Genomic DNA, 18,237 nt, shown 5'->3' with positions numbered 1-18,237 from the left:
CAACTTCAAGTTATTTAAAAAATAGATAAAATAAAATCCTTTTTCTAAGAATTTTCGATAACGCATATCCTTTCCCTTGAGTTTTTCGTATATATTATGGAGATAAATATACTAGAATGGAGGATTAAAAAATGGTTATTGCAGCAATTTATGATATCCATGGTAACTTACCAGCGTTAAATGCTGTGTTGAATGATATTGAAGAACTCGACCCGGATTCTATTGTGATTGGAGGAGATATTGTTTCTGGACCAATGCCAGGGCAGACCTTGGAACGACTTTTGCCTTTAGGTGAAAAACTGAACTTTGTACGTGGGAATGGAGATAGAGAGGTGGTAATGGCTTTTGACGGTAAAAAACTTCCTTCTGCCATGTCAGAACAGGGTCGTAAGAGGACACAATGGGTTGCTGAACAGTTAACCCAATTTCAAAGGGATTTCCTGTCCGAATTACCAATGACAGTAACCATTCCTATTGATGGATTGGGCGATATTCTTTTTTGTCATGCTACACCAAGAAGTGATGAAGAAATATTTACATCGCTTACCCCGCAGGAAAAGCTCGATAATATTTTTTCTGACATTCAGCAAAAGATTGTCATTTGTGGGCACACTCACATGCAATTTGAAAGAAAGTTGCGTGACATACAAATTTTTAATGCAGGCAGTGTAGGAATGCCGTTTGCAGATAAACCAGGAGCATATTGGATTTTAATTAGCCCAAAAGGAATTGAATTCCGCTTTACATCCTACGATGTTGAAATGGCTGCTCAAGAAATTATAGCAAGTGGTGATCCACAAGGTTATGAATTTGCTGAAAAGAATGTAATTGAAATCCCGACAGCTTTGGAGGCGGCTGAATTACTTGAAAAGAGTTAATAACATTTATACAAATGTAATATACTTATTTTCTTTTAATCAATCCTGCATGAATCCTATAACTGCTTAGAATTCTTTAAAAAAACTAAAACTAAATTGACACAAACCCAGACGCATGGATTAGCTATTTTCTTAATATCAGCAGGATTTATCTGATAGTATACTGTCTTCTTCATTAATTGATATGGTCAACATTTCCAAAAGACCGGATGCCAGGATATTTACTAACCTGAAATTACTCTCCGCATCATTAGTAAATTTAAATTGCATAAATTTACTAAAATAATCAATTCATTTAATTGAGAATTATTATCATTTATTGTATAGTAGATAGTAACGATAAATATAATGGAGAAGGAGAATATATAATGAAAATATACTGGACTAAAATAAATGAGATTATTGATGAAACCCCTGAGGTTAAAACATATATGCTTGAGTGCCCGGAGGACTATACATGGGAAGAGGGTTCCCATATTCATCTTGCACTGGAGGGTTTTAATGCTGGAGATAAACCAAACCGCAGTCTGATTCGCCATATGTCGATTTCCACTTTACCGCATGAAAATTTAATCGGTATCACAACACGTATCAAAGAGCAGTGCTCTGAATTTAAAACGATTTTAAGAGAGATGGAAGTTGGCCAGGAAGTTGCTGTATTTAAAACGCATACGAATGTTCCGCTTAAAAGAGAAGACAGAAATGTGTATCTGTTGTCAGCAGGGGTTGGCCTGGCAACCTTCAGACCGCTTGTGCTTGATTATTTTGAGCGTGCGGACAATGTCAATCAAATTCATTCCCTGAACATTGATTCATCAAGAGATTTCCTATTCACTAATATTTTTGAACCCGCACCTGACAAGAAATTCACATCACAGTTCGTAGATAATCGTAAAGATTATTATGAAGAAGTGAAAAATCTTGCTGAAGACAAGGATGGGCTCTTTTATGTTGTCGGCAGTGATGAATTCCTGGCGGAGAACATTGAAGTATTGCGTGAGCAGAGCATCAAGCCGGAACAGATTATGCTCGATAAGCATGAAGGTCAGCGGGCTGAATTTTTACCATCTGATGTTTCTATTTAAGCAAGACAATTCTCTTCTTAATCAACATTAAATGATAACCCATAAATGATAGAAAAGCTGCGTTTAGTATAATACTGAATGCAGCTTTTTTCTGTAATTAGACAGAAGATAGACGTGTGAAAAGAAAAACTCTCTTTTCCAAATAACGTAAGCATCTAAATCAAATCAACTAACCAATAATCATTTGCAAACCATCATTAAAAAGGTCATTAACTGTCTTTCCTGCTGAAAAATATTCTTCAATGCCTGCTGTCAGTGTAGGATATTCCTGATTAAATGATTCCATATGAAGCTCTTGCATCTCCTGTTCAGTGATCCTCGTTTGTTCTTCAATAACATGGCCGAAAGTAAAGCGGGTTGCAGTTAAAACAATCAAACGTGATTGGTGCAACTCTACTCCCGCATTCACCAGGGATTTCATTGCAGTCTCAGATAAATTAGCCATCGTTAACGAAAGGTGTGCTCCTGCAACGACACGTCCTCCATCAGTATATGCGAGCATTGCTTTACGTAAATGATTAAATATATTAAGCAGCCAATCTTGCCAGGGCTCTTCACTTTCCGGCTCTTTCAGATCATGAAACTCCATCTGCAGAATAGCTTCAGCCATTTCATTCACCAAAGCATGTTTATTTTTAAAATGCCAGTATAATGCAGGAGCTTGGACATTTAATCTGCTTGCCAGCTTTCTTAGCGTGACTCCTTCAAGTCCGCTTTTATTAAGCAGCTCTAAAGCTTCTGTTATAATTTGTTGTTTTTTTAGTGCCATAGTGTACTCCTTTCTTTAGCTGTATGTGCTCTTGACAGTATATCATAAAAGGAGTATAAGTTTACTTAACACCGTTAAATTTAACGATGTTAAGTAAACTTATACAGGAGGTTTTATCATGAAAGCAGCCGTACTGCACAAATTTGGAGAAACGCCACGTTATGAAGATTTCGCAGATCCGTCTCCAGGTAAAAATGAAGTTTTAATCCATGTGAAAGCTGTAGCTCTTGAAAATGTTGATCAGATGATAGCGAGAGGGGAGCATTTTGCGAGCCGTCAATTTCTTTCTGAATTACCGGCTATCGTCGGACTTAGAGGTGTGGGCGAGCGTTCCGATGGAAAACTGGTTGGATTTTCGGGTGCAAAATCTCCATATGGCGCCATGGCAGAAAAAGCAGTTGTTTCTAAAGAATCCATTGTCCTGGTTCCTGATGGAGTCAGCGCCGAAGAAGCAGTTGCTCTTCCACCTGCCGCATTGACTTCACTTTTTCCGCTTAAATGGGGAGCGAAGATGAAGCCTGGCGAGACCGTGCTTATAAACGGCGCTACCGGGATTGCAGGTAAGCTTGCTGTTCAAATCGCAAAACTCCTTGGCGCAGGGCGCGTCATCGGCACCGGCCGGAACGAAGAATCTTTGCAGCGGATCAAGGAATTGGGTGCAGATACAGTGTTGAACCTTAAACAGTCTGAAGATAATTTATCTGCATCCTTTAAAAAGGAGGTAGATGAAGGGATAGATATTATTTTGGATTTTTTATGGGGGCCTCCAACAGAAACACTCCTAAAATCGATCGTACCAAAAGAAATAAGCTTAAATGGACATCGAACGCACCTTATTCAAATAGGGGAAAAGGCAGGATCAGATCTCAAGCTTCCCGCAAGTGCTCTACGGACCTCTGGTCTTGAAATTTCCGGAGGCGCTGCAGGTATAACTCCTGCATTCATGGAGGAAGGAACAAATCTGATATGGAAGTGGCTAAAAGAAGGTAAACTTCATATGGACATGGAAAATGTTTTGCTTCAAGATATTGAAAATGTCTGGAACTGTTCCGATTTTCAAGGGAAAAGGATTGTAATTCATCCTTAAGGATTATATTAACAAGGGAGAAACAAGGAACAAAGATACGTATGTATTCATTTAATTATGTCGAACAGGCATATTTACTTTAAAAATTAAAAGCATTCACTCTTCCTCCAATTTTTCTTTTCCATATATTAACACGCCTATTTCATCGTATTCATCTTGACTACACGAATGTAAGTTCGTATACTTTAAATACAAACATACATTCGTGTCAGGAGAGAGTATGATGAAAAATATTATGATGGCGGATTACTCTAATGAACCGCGCCGGGATATTATGTGCATCGATGTCAAATCATTTTTTGCAAGCGCAGAAGCTGCTGCACGCAAGCAGCATCCTTTAAAAGCGCGGATTGCGGTTGTATCGAAACCGGATAATCAGGGCGGTTTAGTTTTAGCCTCGTCTCCTCTGGTAAAAAAAGAATACGGGGTTAAGACCGGAACAAGGATTTACGAGATCCCGCTTCACGCAAATATAGAAATAGTTGAGCCTCGTATGGCATTGTATTTGGAGAAGAACCTAGAAATATTACGTATTTTTAAACGGTATGTAGCGAAAGAGGATTTGCTTGTTTATTCAATCGATGAGTCGTTTCTTGATGTGACTAAATCAAGAAAGCTTTTTGGAAGTGCGCATGAGATAGCAAAAAAAATCCAGCGTGATGTATGGAGAGAATTAGGCTTAGTGCTGACAGTGGGGATAGGAGATAATCCTCTTTTAGCAAAATTAGCGCTTGATCATCAGGCGAAACACGACGAAAAGCGTGGCTTTGTTGGTGAATGGCGTTACGAGGATGTGCCTCTTAAAGTATGGAAAATTGAACCGTTGGCGGATTTCTGGGGAATCGCCCAGAAAACAGAAGCAAATTTAAATCGGTTAGGTATCAGGAATATTTATGATTTGTCTCAATACAGTATTGATAAATTAAAGGAAAGGTTCGGAGTCATTGGAGAACAGCTTTTTTGCCATGCACATGGGATCGACCGGACACGGTTATCGGATAGTTATAAACCTAAAAGCACATCATTCAGCAGAAATCAGATATTAAACAGAGACTATACAGTTAAACATGATGTGGAAACCGTTATCCGGGAAATGACAGACGAGAATGCAGCAAGATTAAGAAAATACAATCTAATGACCGGTGTAGTAAAGCTGTATATTGGATATTCCAGAGATGTAGCACAAGGTGGATTCAATCATCAGATGAAGATTGAGCCTACCGATTCCTCAAAAAAATTGAAAGAGTATATGCTGCTTATCTTTAATAAGTATTATAAAAAAAACACACCTGTAAGGACTGTTAACGTCACCTTTGGAAAAGTTCAGCCAAAGCAATTATTGCAGCTGGATTTATTTGAGCCGCCAGAAGAAGCGGTAGAAAATGAAGAGCTGGACAGGACGATTGATTTTGTCAGAGAAAAGTATGGTTATACTTCGTTGCTGCATGCCTCCAGCTTACTTGACGGCGGAATGGCGAGATACCGTGCGAAATTGCTTGGCGGTCACCGATCTGGAAAGGAAGAGTGATATGGAGCAAATATCGATAACGCGCTTCACACCTGAAAAAATTGGATATAGAGACAGAGGTATTATGAAATGGTTAGGAATGATGCTATCAGACCATTCCGAAGCACTGAAAAAAGAAGAAATAGATGATCAGCTGATAGAAGTGAAAGCAAAAGAAAAGATGGACGAAGAAGAAATAGCCGGTGTGTTGTATCAGGCCTTTGTAACGGATTCTCCTGTTTGTATTCAAGCAAATGTTATCAGAAATGGTAACTACTATAAAGATTTAGAATGTAAGATATCCGGATATGTTGATAATCGGATTTATTTATTTTTAAAAGATGGGCGGGCGACCAGCTGTACACTGGAGGAAATAAGAAATGTGGAGATGATGAACATGCTTGATTGGTATCGAAAAAGAAGATAATAAACAAAAAGAATATCCCAATATTTTTTGTTTAGCTTGAAATCATTGCAGAAGCTCCATATTGACAATGAAAGATGATAATCATTTTGTTATATTCATCCTAATTAATTTAGTTTATTAGGTACATCAGCCTTTCCTTTTTTGTATATAGTTACATTTACTATTCATAGGAAAGAAATGAGGTGAATACAATTGCGTCGCAAACTAGAAAAATTTGTTGATCTACTTCCAGAAATACGGCTTCTAAAGCCTTATAAAAAAACGAAGGATGGAGCTCATTATGAAATGACGATGAAGCAATTCAGGAAGAAAGTACATCGGGATTTACCACCAACAACCTTATGGGGTTATAACGGTCAATTTCCTGGACCGATGATTGAAGCAAATCGGGATGAACCCGTTCACGTAACATGGCTGAATCAATTGCCAAGTAAACATCTGCTTCCTGTTGATGTATCAATTCATGGACTTGATCAGCTGCCTGCTGTACGCACTGTGGTGCATCTGCATGGTATTGAGACAAAACCAGAAAGCGATGGGCATCCGGAAGCGTGGTATACAAATAACTTTCGGGAAACCGGGCCTGCTTTTTCGAGAAAAACATTCACGTATCCAAATCATCAGCGCGGAAGTCTGCTTTGGTATCATGATCATGCGATGGGAATTACACGATTAAATGTATATGCAGGACTTGCAGGAATGTACATTTTGCGTGATAAACAGGAGGAAGCTTTAAACCTGCCGATGGGGGACTATGAGATTCCGCTTATGATTACAGACCGGAGCTTTAACGACGATGGTTCATTATTTTATCCATCACAGCCTGATGATGCAGCTGCTAATCTGCCAAACCCTTCTATTTTGCCTGCCTTCAATGGAGATAAAATATTAGTTAACGGAAAGATATGGCCTTACTTGGAGGTTGAACCGAGAAAATACCGCTTCCGGATTTTGAATGCTTCAAATACACGGTCTTATCGATTACGGCTTGATTCCAATACATTATTCCAACAAATCGGTTCTGATGGCGGACTGCTTAGAAGTACAGTCGAAATGGAGGAAATCAATTTTCAGCCGGCAGAACGAATTGATGTCATTATTGATTTTTCGAAAGCAGCCGGTCAATCCATCATATTAAAAAATGATTTAGGAGCAAATGCTAATCCAGATGACGAAACTGGGGAGATTATGCAATTTCGAGTTACGAAGCCATTAAAAAATAAGGATAGCAGTTATTTGCCTTCCGCTTTATCTGTTATTCCTTCATTAAAACAGAATGACGTTTCGGGCATTCGCTATTTAAAATTAGTCGGTTCTTCTGACGAATTTGATCGTCCCTTATTACTTCTAAGCAATAAACACTGGCATGACCCAGTTACAGAAAATCCGCGGCTTGGATCAACAGAGATATGGGGTTTTACAAATACAACAAATTTTTCTCATCCAATTCATATTCATCTGGTTCAATTCCAAGTGTTGGAGCATCAACCATTCGATCTGGACCAATATAATATAGATGGAAAAATTATATTTACAGGACCGCCTCAATCGCCGGCAGCAAATAATCGCGGCTGGAAAGATACTATTGAGGCGCCAGCAGCTAACATTACCAGAGTAATTGCTAAATTTGCACCATATAGCGGAGAGTTTGTGTGGCACTGTCATATTTTAGAGCATGAAGACTATGATATGATGCGGCCTTATATGGTTGTAGATGAAGATGAATATGACGAAAAGTAATGCTGAATTTATACAGAATAAGAGCTGGAATTGATTCAGCTCTTTTTTTGAGGTATTAAATAAAGTGAATACTGGCGTACTGTTTTCATAGGAAGCATATCCAAATGAGAGGGAGGGATTTTTGTTGATTGAAGTTTCCATTTATCGAGAAATTATTGTGTATCAGGAAGAACTTATATAGTAGTTATAGTACAATGGAATAAAGCGCTTACTTATAATGCAATAGATTTACTTAAGCTGATTATGCGAGGAGGATGAATAATGGAAGAAAAAATTGAAAAAGCGATACAGGATATTTACCCTGATGATTTCGCCTGGTGTTATGGATGCGGCCGATTGAATAAAGACGGCCATCACCTTCGAACCGGATGGCAGGGAGATAAAACAGTTACTATCTTTACACCTGAATCAAAGTATATGGGAATCCCGGGTTTTATTTATGGTGGACTGATAGCTTCCTTAATGGATTGTCATGGTTCTGGATCTGCTGCACTTGCATTACACCGCAAGAATGGAAATGAAATCGGCGATGGGACTGTACCGCCCAGGTTTGTTACCGCTTCCCTAAATATTGAATTCCTTAAGCCGACTCCACAGGATGTTCCCTTAAAAGCAATTGGGACAGTTGAAGAAATCCATCCTAAAAGATGGAAGGTGCATACAGAGGTGTCTGCTAATGATGTTCTTTGTGCCCGTGGAGTGGTAGAACTTGTTGTTATGCCCAGTACATTTTTAAAATAATATATTGGAAGATTGTTATAAGAGGAGAAGGATAATTTTGAGTCAGGAGATACTTACAGAACTTAATAAACTATATCCAATTCATTTCATTAAGACAGAAGCGGTAACAGATGAGATATTTCGATGCATTTCAGAAGAAGGCAATTACTTTGCAAGAATTACAAACTATAAAAGCTTTGATGAACAGCTGGAGGAAGTTAATTATACAGATTTCCTGTATAAGAAAGGATTGGGAGTATCACCAACAATATCTTCTTTCAATGGGAATACAGTAGAAAAACTGATTTATAATAACCGTGAACTCTTAACAGTGCTTTATAAAGCAGCGCCTGGTGTACATTTACCAAGAAATCAATGGAATGTAGATATACTAAAAGAATTAGGCAGACAAATTGGTAAATTGCATCGTTTGTCCCGAAAGTTTGAAGAACTGTATCCAATTAAACATATTAATGATTGGTATGATAATGAGGAATACAACTTTCTAAAATATATTCCTGAAGAAGAATCCACTATCAGAGATGTTGCAGAAGAGGTTTTATCAACTATAAAACAAATTCCTCAAAATAATTCGAATTATGGATTGTTACATGGTGATTTATGGCTGGAAAACATATTGGTGGATGAAAATTCGAATGTAACAATGGTTGATTTTCAAGATTGTGAAAAGCATTATTATATTTACGATCTAGCAGTTCCTATATACAGTGCAGTGGAGTATTCATTTGCAGGCGGAGGCAACATAGCGGAATACGGACGGGGGATTACAAAAGCAATCATTGAGGGATATCAGGAGGAAAATGATCTGCCTTTGGAAACGTTAGATAAACTGCCCTTATTTATTAAATTAAAAGAATTGTTTGAATACAATATAATGCATATGTACTGGGATAAAGAAAAGCTGACTGAAGAACAGATAAGAATAATGAATCATTTTAGAATAAGGATAGAACTAGAGTCTTCTTTTTTTGAAAGCTGATATTTATGAAACGCTACTATGGAAGCGGGAGATTGGTTAATAGAGCCAGTTAGTTGAACGGTAATGAAAAAGCAGAAGGGAAGAGGCACTTCAGGTTCCTGCTGATTAAAGCATTACCGAAAACAACTGGTTTATAACTAACTTCAAATTAAAGCATTGACTTTATTTGTATGAAAAGATAAAGTAATAATCAATAAAATGTTAGTTATCAATAACATACATTTCTGAAAGTGGAGGTGGCGTTATGTCGAAGAATAAATTAAGTACATCAGACAGGATATTACAATCTGCACTTCAATTAATGAAGGAAAAAGGATTCCAGCCAGTGACCATTAAGGAAATTGCAGATGCAGCTAATGTGAGCGAAATGACGATTTTTCGCCACTTTGAAACAAAAAAAGGAGTTCTGGAGGCAGCGATTGAAAGAAATACGGTTGTTCCCGGGTTTAAGCAGATACTTGATAAAGACATTGTTTGGAATTTGGAAAAAGATTTGCTGCAGATAGCCAATTTATACCTTGACCTTATGAAGCGTTATGAATCTATTTGTTTAATTGCTGTTCAAGAAAGAGCATCAATGCCTGAATTAGTCGATCTGGTGTCTGACAACACAGAGCAGTTAAAAGGATATATCACGGCATATTTTAATACCATGCAGGAGGAAGGGAAGATGAAGCAAACAGATTCTTATACGCAGGCATCTATATTTTTAGCGACCTTGTTCAGCTATTTTATTTCTACTGCATTATGGAAAGAAAAATTTATCACTGTAGCAAAGGAGGAGTTTATTAAAAATAGTGTACAAACATTTTGTTATGGACTTCAACCGTAAAGGAGGTGTTTAAAATTGGCGGACTCCACTAATCGTGTTTATTATTCCAGACAAGTGTTTCTTATTTTAGCATGGATCTATGCTGTTTGTATTATTGCTCAAACGCTTATTGCCGGTATGGCAGTCATAATAAAAAAATTTATAATAAATGTTAGTTGTTACTAACTAACATTTATTATTGGAAGGTGTTTTATATGAAAATTGTTGTATTTGGAGCCACTGGTGATACAGGAATTCCATTAGTAAAGCAATTACTTCTAGAAGGTCATGAAGTAACAGCAATCGTACGAAACCCGGAAAAGTTAGAATTATCCGGAACACGTCTGGAAGTTATAAGAGGGGATGTTTTAAATCCAGCTGCCATAGAAGGAAAGCTGACTGGAAAAGAGGCCGTATTATCAGTTCTTGGCGGAAATCACCGCCAGCCGACAACGGTTTACTCGGAATGTATGGCAAATATAATAAAAGAAATGAAGAAATCAGGAGTTAATCGACTGATTTGCTTATCTGCTGAAACACTTAAATCGAAGGAAGAATCTTCGTTTACAGAGCGTATCCTTGTTAAAGTTTTATGGAGAATATTTCATAATTTATATAGTGACATGCAGCGAATGGAAGAAGAAATCTATCAAAGTACAGTTGATTGGACCATTATCCGGCCGCCTTATCTGACTAACGGCGTTCCAAAAGGGCGTTATCAAATAAGCTTTGATAAACCTGTTAAGAAAGGAAAGGGGCGTATAACCCGGGCGGATTTGGCTGCATCTATAGTAGATCAATTGAAAAATCCAGATTCTATTCATAGAGTTGCTTATGTTTGTGTTAAGTAGAATATATTTTATGAAAAAATAACAAACGGACCACGCTTTTCACGAAGTTTGCAAGTACAAATAGTTCGATATTGCTTTTAGAGGGAATATTCACCCTTTCAAATTCCTCTCAAATTTTTCCCTCCATCGTTTTTTCAAGAAACAATGGAGGTTTTTAATGTTTTTATGAAACACGATGCATTTGTTTTTGGGATCAAAATAAATTTTAAAATCTAGCTAACTTCTTCTCTAGATTGAGTTCGGAGGCATCACAATTTGCTTTATCATAACTGTTCACCTAATTGAATTTTTATGTCGAATCGAGTCGGTTACCAATTTTTACTATGGTTGATTATGAATTCTGACTATGATAAAATGTCTCATTATTCGTACATATGTTTTGTGAGAATATATTGTTATTATCGATAGCGTCAAAGAAAATATGAAAACGCTATCTGATTTTAGAGACTTTAACTTGGAATCTTTACAAGCATAAATCATAGTGCAAAGATGCAGCTGTCTCTTGCTTCATAAAAATTTATAACTTTTCATGCTTGTCATTCCAAGTAAATTCCTGTCTCAATAGGAAATTTTAGAAAGGAGGGTATGCTTGACTTTGAGTGGAAAAAATCCTCCATACCAATAGTTTGACGGAGAAATCATAAAAATTTTAATGATATGACATTAATAAAAGGAGATGAAGTATGTCTTTATATGATTCAGTACAGAAGAGTATAAAAAATAGTGAGGAAGATTACATAAGAATTTCCAGAGAAATTTGGGATAATCCGGAGTTGCGCTTTGAAGAAACAAAGTCCAGTGAAGTGCTGGCAACATATTTGGAACAGAAAGGCTTTGCTGTTGAGCGCGGCATTGCAGATATTGATACTGCATTTGCAGCTTCATATGGGTCCGGTGGTCCTGTTATTGCGTTTTTAGGTGAATTTGATGCCCTGTCCAACCTCAGTCAGGAACCAGGAATTGCTGAACAGCGAGCAATGGAAGAAGGCGGCAATGGACATGGCTGCGGTCACCATATGCTTGGCACAAGTGCGATGGCTTCGGCTATTGCTGCACGAGATTATATGGTGGAGCATAATCTTGAAGGTACTATCCGTTTTTATGGATGTCCCGGTGAAGAAGGCGGATCAGGTAAAACATTCATGGCACGTGAGGGTGTCTTTGATGATATTGACCTTGCGATATGCTGGCACCCGTGGATATACACCCAAGTATGGGTGAATGAATCACTAGCAAACTATCAGGTGTCATTCAAGTTCAAAGGTGTATCTACACATGCTGCATCGAGCCCACATCTAGGACGCAGCGCACTTGATGCTGTTGAACTTATGAATGTCGGTGCAAATTATTTAAGAGAGCACGTAGAAGATACTGCACGGCTGCATTATGCCATTACAAATACAGGCGGCATTTCACCTAATGTGGTTCAGGGAGAAGCCGAAGTTCTATATTTGATGCGCGATGTCAGTGTGGAGAAGGCTGGCGCCATCTATGAGCGTGTGAAGAAGATCGCTGAAGGCGCAGCACTCATGACAGAAACCGAACTCAGCATTCACTTTGAAAAGGCATGCTCCAATTTTTTGCGCAATAATGTGCTGGAAGAAGTCATGGAGGAACAGCTTCAAGAAATCGGCGGCCTGTCATACACGGCTGATGAACTTGAGTTTGCTAAGAAGATTCAGGAATCACTTACTCCGGATGAAATCCAGTATTCGGAATCACAAATCAGTGATGCATATCATAAAGCTGGACAGGAACCCCCTGAATCCGAGGGAGCATTATATGGGAATACAATACCTTATTCCAAGGCATACAATCTTCTTCCCGGTTCGACGGATGTCGGAGATGTCAGTCAGATAGCACCAACAGTACAGTGCCTGGCAACATGCTATGCATTCGGCACACAGATGCATACGTGGCAAACAGTTACACAGGGGAAGACGACCTATGCTGCGAAAGGAATGTTGCATGCAGCGCAGGTTATGGCACAGACTGCTGGGGCGGTTTTAAATAATCCCGAGAAAATCAAAGAAGCTCAAGCGGAATTTGACCGGCGTAAGGGTGGAAAGAAATATGTATGTCCTATCCCGCAAGGCGTGGTGCCTTCAAAATTAAATTGATACTAAACAAGTGAGGTGTACCATGGAAGATACAAACCATAAACAAAGCAAGTTCCAACGTGTACTGGATTTCATTGAGCGCTTCGGTAACAAGTTACCTCATCCCTTTTTAATATTCGTTTATCTTGCAGCGATTATCATTATTATATCGGCAATCGTTGCCTCCTTTGATATTTCAGTTACACATCCGGGTACAGGGGAAGAAGTTGTGGCTAAGAGCCTTTTGTCAGGTGAAGGGCTATTGTTTGCCTTGGAAACAATGCTTGAGAACTTTACAGGATTTGCACCGCTCGGGCTTGTACTTACAATGATGTTAGGTATAGGTGTTGCCCAGGGGGTTGGATTGTTCGATACAGCAATCAAGCTGACCATTGAAAAAGCGCCCCGGGCAGTGATTACATATGCTATTGCTTTTGTAGCGGTTATGGGTAACATAGCTTCCGATGCTGCTGCTGTCATTGTTCCGCCGCTCGCAGCAATGGTATTCTACTCTTTGGGCAGGCATCCAGTTGCCGGTATTGCAGCCGGTTTCGCCGGTGCAGTAGGCGGCTTTACTGCGAATTTGCTTATCGCAGGTACAGATGCCCTGCTGGCCGGAATTACCACTGAAGCAGCACGGGCAATTGACCAGGATATGCTGATCACACCAATTGATAACTATTTCTTTATGGCAACATCCGTCTTCCTGATTGTCCTGCTGGTTGGACTCGTAACTGAGAAAGTCATCGAGCCAAGGCTCGGAAAATATGATCCAAAGTATGCTGAAGAAGGTATTTTGGCACAGAAGCAGGAGAAAGTTGGCAGAATTGAAATAAAAGCGCTCAGGAACAGCATGATTGCAGCACTTGTTTATATAGGCGTTATCCTAGCCTTGATCTGGCCTGAAACATCCGTCTTGCGCGGGGAAGGCGGAGTTCTGGTTCCATCGCCATTTCTGTCAAATATCGTGCCGATTATATTTGTATTTTTCATCGTTGTATCGGTCACATATGGAATATCAGCCAAAACAATTAAGAAGTCAGGAGATATCCCGGTTTTCATGGCCAGTGCAGTTAAAGATATGGCGCCATATATTGTACTTGTCTTTGCAATTGCGCAGTTTATTGCATACTTCAACTGGACGAATCTGAGTACAATTATCGCGGTAAATAGTGCTGATTACCTCCAATCAGTCAATTTTGTCGGTTTACCGCTGATTATTATATTCATTCTGGTGATGGGGATGTTGAACCAGTTCATCACAAGCGGTTCAGCCCAGTGGGCGCTAATGGCTCCGGTTTTTGTACCGATGTTCATGCTGCTTGATTTCCATCCGGCGTTTACACAGCTGGCATATCGAATCGGTGATTCATCGACAGCGCTACTTACACCTTTAAACCCGTACCTGATCATGGTGCTTGGGTTCATGAAGCGTTATGATAAAAGGTCTGGACTTGGGTCTATCATTTCAACAATGATTCCTTACACGATTGCCCTGATGGTAGGATGGATACTCTTGATGATAGTATGGTTCCTGCTTGATCTGCCGATTGGTCCGGGGATTAATATTAGATTAGATGGATAATTTTAAAAGGTGGGGATATTCTCTCCATCTTTTTTCACGATAGGTAAGCAGAAGAGGAGAGATAATGATGTATTCAAGAGAACAGGTAGTTGCTGCTGCACGTGGAGATATTCCAATGGACACAGTAATCCGCGGTGTTCAGCTTGTGAATGTGTTTACCGCTGAAATATACACAGCGGATATAGGCATTAAGGAAGATGTCTTTGCTGCAGTGGCACGGTATACAGATAATGCCCCTATATTTGAAATTGCAGGAGAGAAGGAAATCGATGGCAGTGGGAAATTTGCAGTTCCCGGTTTTATCGATTGTCATGTACATATTGAAAGCACTATGGTGACTCCGGCTAACTTCGCCAAAGCGCTGATCGAAAGAGGCACGACCACCGCAGTTATTGATCCCCATGAAATTGCAAATGTACTCGGTGTGGATGGCGTCAAATATATGATTGAAGCAACGAAGAACTTGCCAATTGATATTCTGGTAACAATACCTTCTGCTGTTCCGGCAGTTCCAGGTCTTGAAACAAGCGGCGCTGTGTTTGGATCGGATGAAATTGGCATGCTGCTAGAGGAAGAGCGTGTCATCGGTATAGCAGAAATTATGGATTACATCGGTGTAATCAACCAGAGTGAACGGATGACGGGGATTGTTGAAGAAGGGTTGAAAAAGGGTGTCTATAATGAAGGGCATTTGCCAAGAACAACCGGTCAGAATCTGGATGCTTACATGTCCGCAGGTATCGACTCTGATCATGAGAGCCGATCTACGGAGGAAATTGTTGAGAAGCTGCGCCAAGGCATGTGTGTGTACATCCGCGAGTCAAGTGTCAGCCAGTTTGCGGATATCGCTGCTGAAGCATGGCGTGAAGTTCCATATACAACAAACCTTGCTATGTGCACAGATGATATAGAAGCTAGTGATATGTACCAGGGCGGTCAGATGAATCGTGTTGTCAGAAGATGCATTGAAGAAGGGATCCCCGCACCGCTTGCCGTGCGTTTTGCAACATTAAATGGTGCGAAACGTTTTAATTTGAGACATCGCGGCGGTATAGGTCCGGGATATATTGCTGATTTTTGTCTGGTAAACACACTGGAAGACATGGATGTTACAGATGTATTTACGAAAGGTATTCATCAGGTGAAAGGCGGCAAGCTAATCAATAGAATCAAGACAACAACTGAAATTCTTAAAGAGGATACTGTAAAGATTCCCGACATTGAAGTGAATGACTTTAATATCAGCATGCCAAATGGAATGGATAGTGTTCGTATCAATACGATAGAAATGACCCCAATCGGCACTACAGTAAAAGGAGTACTGGAAATTTCCGCGAAAAATGGAATAATCGATAAATTGCCAGAAGGATATGTTTTTGCCTCAGTAGTCGGACGGCATGGTCAAGGTCTAAAGCCTTTTGTAGGTATATTAAAGAATGCAGGTCTGAAAACAGGGGCATATGCGACAACATTATCTCATGACAGCCATAATCTGGTAGTCGTCGGTACAAACGCAGAAGATATGTATCATGCAGCTAAATATCTTGAATCCTCAGGCGGAGGACTCGTTCTATTCGATGATGGGGATGTGAAAGCAGCGATAGATTTACCCGTGGCTGGACTGATGTCAGATCTCCCAGTTGAAACACTCGCACCTGCTATTATAAATTTTAATAATATAGCTATAGATATGGGCGTTAAGGTTGGCAGACGGGCTCCTTCAATGGCAATGTCTTCTCTAGCACTCACAGTTATTCCGGAAATACGTATCAGCAATCTAGGCCTTGTTGATGTGAATAAACAACAATTGCTCCCATTGTTTGTAGAAGGATAAAATCAGACGTGAAACCGGGAGCTTGCTATATGCATTATCCTGGCAATCAGTAAAACGATAGAAGCAGAATGCTATCTGATTCAAATTGGCTTTCGTATTGTATACGAGTTTTTCTTCCAGAAAACACTCAGATAGATTCGATATCTGTTGTTGGGGTAAAGCAATAAATATCTACAAGTTATTAAGATCTAGAAGTCTGTAGAAACTACTACAATGTTGAAAACAATTAAATAAAAGTAAATGAGCAACGGCTTAACCAGACCGTTGCTTTGTTTATTGAAATAAAGAGTCCATATTAAGACTTTCGTAGATGAAATTTCTTGATAAACAACACGCTTAATGGAGAAAAGGTCAACTTTCATTTTGGATTTGCCATTCTATACATATGAACAGTCATATCATCATTTTTGGAATCCCTATCCTGTTTTGATATAATTTGATAAAGAAAGTAGTTATTGAAATGTAAACAACAATCGAATTAGAGTAGGTGAAAGAGTTTGACCATGTTAATTATTGCAATTATTTTACTATTTATCGCTTCCAGTTATTTTTCTGGCAGTGAAACAGCGTTGACGGCAACAAATGAAATGAAGCTGAAGCTAAAAGCAACAAATGGAGATAAAAAAGCCGCACGCTTATTGAAGCTGGTTAACAACCCAGATTTATTTATTCCAGGTATATTAATTGCAAATAATGTACCAAACATTGTACTTCCTTCATTGGTTACAATTGTGGCACTCGAATACAATTGGAATGTAGGCATAACCACAGCCGTTTTAACAATACTCATTATTATTCTGGCGGAAGTAATGCCAAAATCAATTGCAGCAGCGTTTCCTGAAAAAATTGCTCATATAGTCTATTATCCAACTATGATTATTCTCGTGATATTAAAGCCATTCATCCTCTTATTAAATCTATTGACCAAAACAACCATTAAACTCCTTGGACAAGATAATAATGATCAAACAACGATTTCTAAGGCAGATATGAGAGCGATGGTGGATATCGGACATACAGAAGGAACGTTTGGAAGGGAAGAAGTTTATGGTTTAAAAGGAGTGCTGGACTTCTCCAACTTAAATGTTGCGGACATACTGCAGACTCCCAGAATTGATGTGCAGGGAATTATTGCAGATACAAATTTTGAGGAAGCGGGTGAAATTTTATTACAAAATCAGTTTAGCCGTTATCCTGTCTACGAAGGCGATCTTGATAATATTATTGGTGTCTTTCATTCGAAATTTTTTGTTTCCTGGTTTCGAGAACCGGAAAAGCAAGTAACAGCGTTTGCTGATTTAAATCCTCTGCATGTATATGAATTTCAGCAGGTAAGCGATGTGTACAAGCAGATGCTGCAAAAGAAAAAACACTTCGCAATTGTCCATGACGAATATGGCGGTACAGAAGGCATTATCACAATGGAAGAAATGATTGAAGCAATGATCGGACAAGATATTGAAGATGAAACGGATGTTGATGATATAATAATTGAAAAGCAAACAGAGAATGAGATTATTTGTGACAGTAAAATCTCATTACGCCGCCTTAACACTATATTTCAAACGAATATTCCAGAGGAAGAAGATAATTTAGCTGGTTTTTGCCTGAGCCAACTAGGGTATATCCCACAAATTGGAGAGGTTTTTGAGCATGATAATTTAACATTTGAGATTCTTGATGCCGACAAGAATAAAATTAGTAAAGTTAAAATATTAAAAGGAATTAAAAAACCGGAGTAAGGTGATTGGCAGAGATAATAAAATCTGCAGGCAATTTTTAAAGGATATAACAGTTAAAATAAAGCAATACAACGATCAGAATAGTTTGTTTGAATAAACTAT

15 protein-coding genes are annotated in these 18,237 nt (G+C 38.9%); 14 read left to right on the top strand and 1 reads right to left on the bottom strand.

Features of this window, described 5'->3' with window-relative positions:
* Positions 1–131 precede the first annotated feature (131 nt).
* Positions 132–878: a metallophosphoesterase family protein gene (locus MKY30_RS18985; protein ID WP_147212078.1), complete on the top strand. Its 747-nt coding sequence runs from the start codon at positions 132–134 to the stop codon at positions 876–878.
* Positions 879–1,246: 368 nt separating this feature from the next.
* On the top strand, positions 1,247–1,963 hold the full coding sequence (locus MKY30_RS18980; protein WP_341085095.1) for a dihydropteridine reductase: 717 nt from the start codon (positions 1,247–1,249) through the stop codon (positions 1,961–1,963).
* A 169-nt stretch (positions 1,964–2,132) separates the two neighbouring features.
* Here MKY30_RS18980 and MKY30_RS18975 read toward each other — a convergent pair whose 3' ends face one another.
* The gene (locus MKY30_RS18975; RefSeq protein WP_341085093.1) at positions 2,133–2,732 is read right to left on the bottom strand and encodes a TetR/AcrR family transcriptional regulator C-terminal domain-containing protein; all 600 of its coding nucleotides are present in this window, start codon (positions 2,730–2,732) and stop codon (positions 2,133–2,135) included.
* A 118-nt stretch (positions 2,733–2,850) separates the two neighbouring features.
* Between MKY30_RS18975 and MKY30_RS18970 the strand changes: the two genes are divergently transcribed.
* From MKY30_RS18970 to MKY30_RS18915, 12 genes are all read left to right on the top strand, one after another.
* Entirely contained in the window at positions 2,851–3,819 is a 969-nt protein-coding gene (locus MKY30_RS18970; RefSeq protein WP_341085092.1) for a quinone oxidoreductase family protein, read from the top strand.
* Between the two features lie 223 nt (positions 3,820–4,042).
* On the top strand, positions 4,043–5,347 hold the full coding sequence (locus MKY30_RS18965; RefSeq protein WP_339282224.1) for a Y-family DNA polymerase: 1,305 nt from the start codon (positions 4,043–4,045) through the stop codon (positions 5,345–5,347).
* 1 nt (position 5,348) lies between these two features.
* A complete protein-coding gene (locus MKY30_RS18960) occupies positions 5,349–5,753 on the top strand; it encodes a hypothetical protein (RefSeq protein ID WP_147212082.1) in 405 nt (134 codons plus the stop codon).
* 192 nt (positions 5,754–5,945) lie between these two features.
* Positions 5,946–7,493, top strand: coding sequence for a multicopper oxidase family protein (locus tag MKY30_RS18955; protein WP_341085091.1), 1,548 nt, complete (start codon positions 5,946–5,948; stop codon positions 7,491–7,493).
* 261 nt (positions 7,494–7,754) lie between these two features.
* Positions 7,755–8,234: a hotdog domain-containing protein gene (locus MKY30_RS18950; RefSeq protein WP_156985296.1), complete on the top strand. Its 480-nt coding sequence runs from the start codon at positions 7,755–7,757 to the stop codon at positions 8,232–8,234.
* A gap of 37 nt (positions 8,235–8,271) precedes the next feature.
* Entirely contained in the window at positions 8,272–9,213 is a 942-nt protein-coding gene (locus tag MKY30_RS18945) for a phosphotransferase enzyme family protein (protein ID WP_445667724.1), read from the top strand.
* Between the two features lie 244 nt (positions 9,214–9,457).
* A complete protein-coding gene (locus MKY30_RS18940; RefSeq protein ID WP_147212085.1) occupies positions 9,458–10,045 on the top strand; it encodes a TetR/AcrR family transcriptional regulator in 588 nt (195 codons plus the stop codon).
* A gap of 194 nt (positions 10,046–10,239) precedes the next feature.
* On the top strand, positions 10,240–10,875 hold the full coding sequence (locus MKY30_RS18935; RefSeq protein ID WP_341085090.1) for an NAD(P)-dependent oxidoreductase: 636 nt from the start codon (positions 10,240–10,242) through the stop codon (positions 10,873–10,875).
* A 683-nt stretch (positions 10,876–11,558) separates the two neighbouring features.
* On the top strand, positions 11,559–12,995 hold the full coding sequence (locus tag MKY30_RS18930) for an amidohydrolase (protein ID WP_147212087.1): 1,437 nt from the start codon (positions 11,559–11,561) through the stop codon (positions 12,993–12,995).
* A gap of 22 nt (positions 12,996–13,017) precedes the next feature.
* A complete protein-coding gene (locus MKY30_RS18925) occupies positions 13,018–14,559 on the top strand; it encodes an AbgT family transporter (RefSeq protein WP_147212088.1) in 1,542 nt (513 codons plus the stop codon).
* A gap of 64 nt (positions 14,560–14,623) precedes the next feature.
* Positions 14,624–16,393, top strand: a complete 1,770-nt coding sequence (locus tag MKY30_RS18920; protein WP_147212089.1) for an adenine deaminase — start codon at positions 14,624–14,626, stop codon at positions 16,391–16,393.
* A gap of 503 nt (positions 16,394–16,896) precedes the next feature.
* Positions 16,897–18,135: a hemolysin family protein gene (locus MKY30_RS18915; RefSeq protein WP_341085088.1), complete on the top strand. Its 1,239-nt coding sequence runs from the start codon at positions 16,897–16,899 to the stop codon at positions 18,133–18,135.
* Positions 18,136–18,237: the final 102 nt, after the last annotated feature.

This window comes from Oceanobacillus sp. FSL W8-0428, from assembly GCF_038004405.1.
GTDB lineage: Bacteria > Bacillota > Bacilli > Bacillales > Amphibacillaceae > Oceanobacillus > Oceanobacillus sojae.
This window is presented reverse-complemented; position numbering and strand designations above follow the sequence as displayed.

Bases quoted from the DNA above. Each gene is read 5' to 3' on its own strand.
- MKY30_RS18985 (WP_147212078.1), top strand. From the start codon at position 132: ATGGTTATTGCAGCAATTTATGATATCCATGGTAACTTACCAGCGTTA.
- MKY30_RS18980 (WP_341085095.1), top strand. From the start codon at position 1,247: ATGAAAATATACTGGACTAAAATAAATGAGATTATTGATGAAACCCCT.
- MKY30_RS18975 (WP_341085093.1), bottom strand. From the start codon at position 2,732: ATGGCACTAAAAAAACAACAAATTATAACAGAAGCTTTAGAGCTGCTT.
- MKY30_RS18960 (WP_147212082.1), top strand. From the start codon at position 5,349: ATGGAGCAAATATCGATAACGCGCTTCACACCTGAAAAAATTGGATAT.
- MKY30_RS18925 (WP_147212088.1), top strand. From the start codon at position 13,018: ATGGAAGATACAAACCATAAACAAAGCAAGTTCCAACGTGTACTGGAT.
- MKY30_RS18940 (WP_147212085.1), top strand. From the start codon at position 9,458: ATGTCGAAGAATAAATTAAGTACATCAGACAGGATATTACAATCTGCA.
- MKY30_RS18935 (WP_341085090.1), top strand. From the start codon at position 10,240: ATGAAAATTGTTGTATTTGGAGCCACTGGTGATACAGGAATTCCATTA.
- MKY30_RS18950 (WP_156985296.1), top strand. From the start codon at position 7,755: ATGGAAGAAAAAATTGAAAAAGCGATACAGGATATTTACCCTGATGAT.
- MKY30_RS18915 (WP_341085088.1), top strand. From the start codon at position 16,897: ATGTTAATTATTGCAATTATTTTACTATTTATCGCTTCCAGTTATTTT.
- MKY30_RS18920 (WP_147212089.1), top strand. From the start codon at position 14,624: ATGATGTATTCAAGAGAACAGGTAGTTGCTGCTGCACGTGGAGATATT.
- MKY30_RS18965 (WP_339282224.1), top strand. From the start codon at position 4,043: ATGAAAAATATTATGATGGCGGATTACTCTAATGAACCGCGCCGGGAT.
- MKY30_RS18970 (WP_341085092.1), top strand. From the start codon at position 2,851: ATGAAAGCAGCCGTACTGCACAAATTTGGAGAAACGCCACGTTATGAA.
- MKY30_RS18930 (WP_147212087.1), top strand. From the start codon at position 11,559: ATGTCTTTATATGATTCAGTACAGAAGAGTATAAAAAATAGTGAGGAA.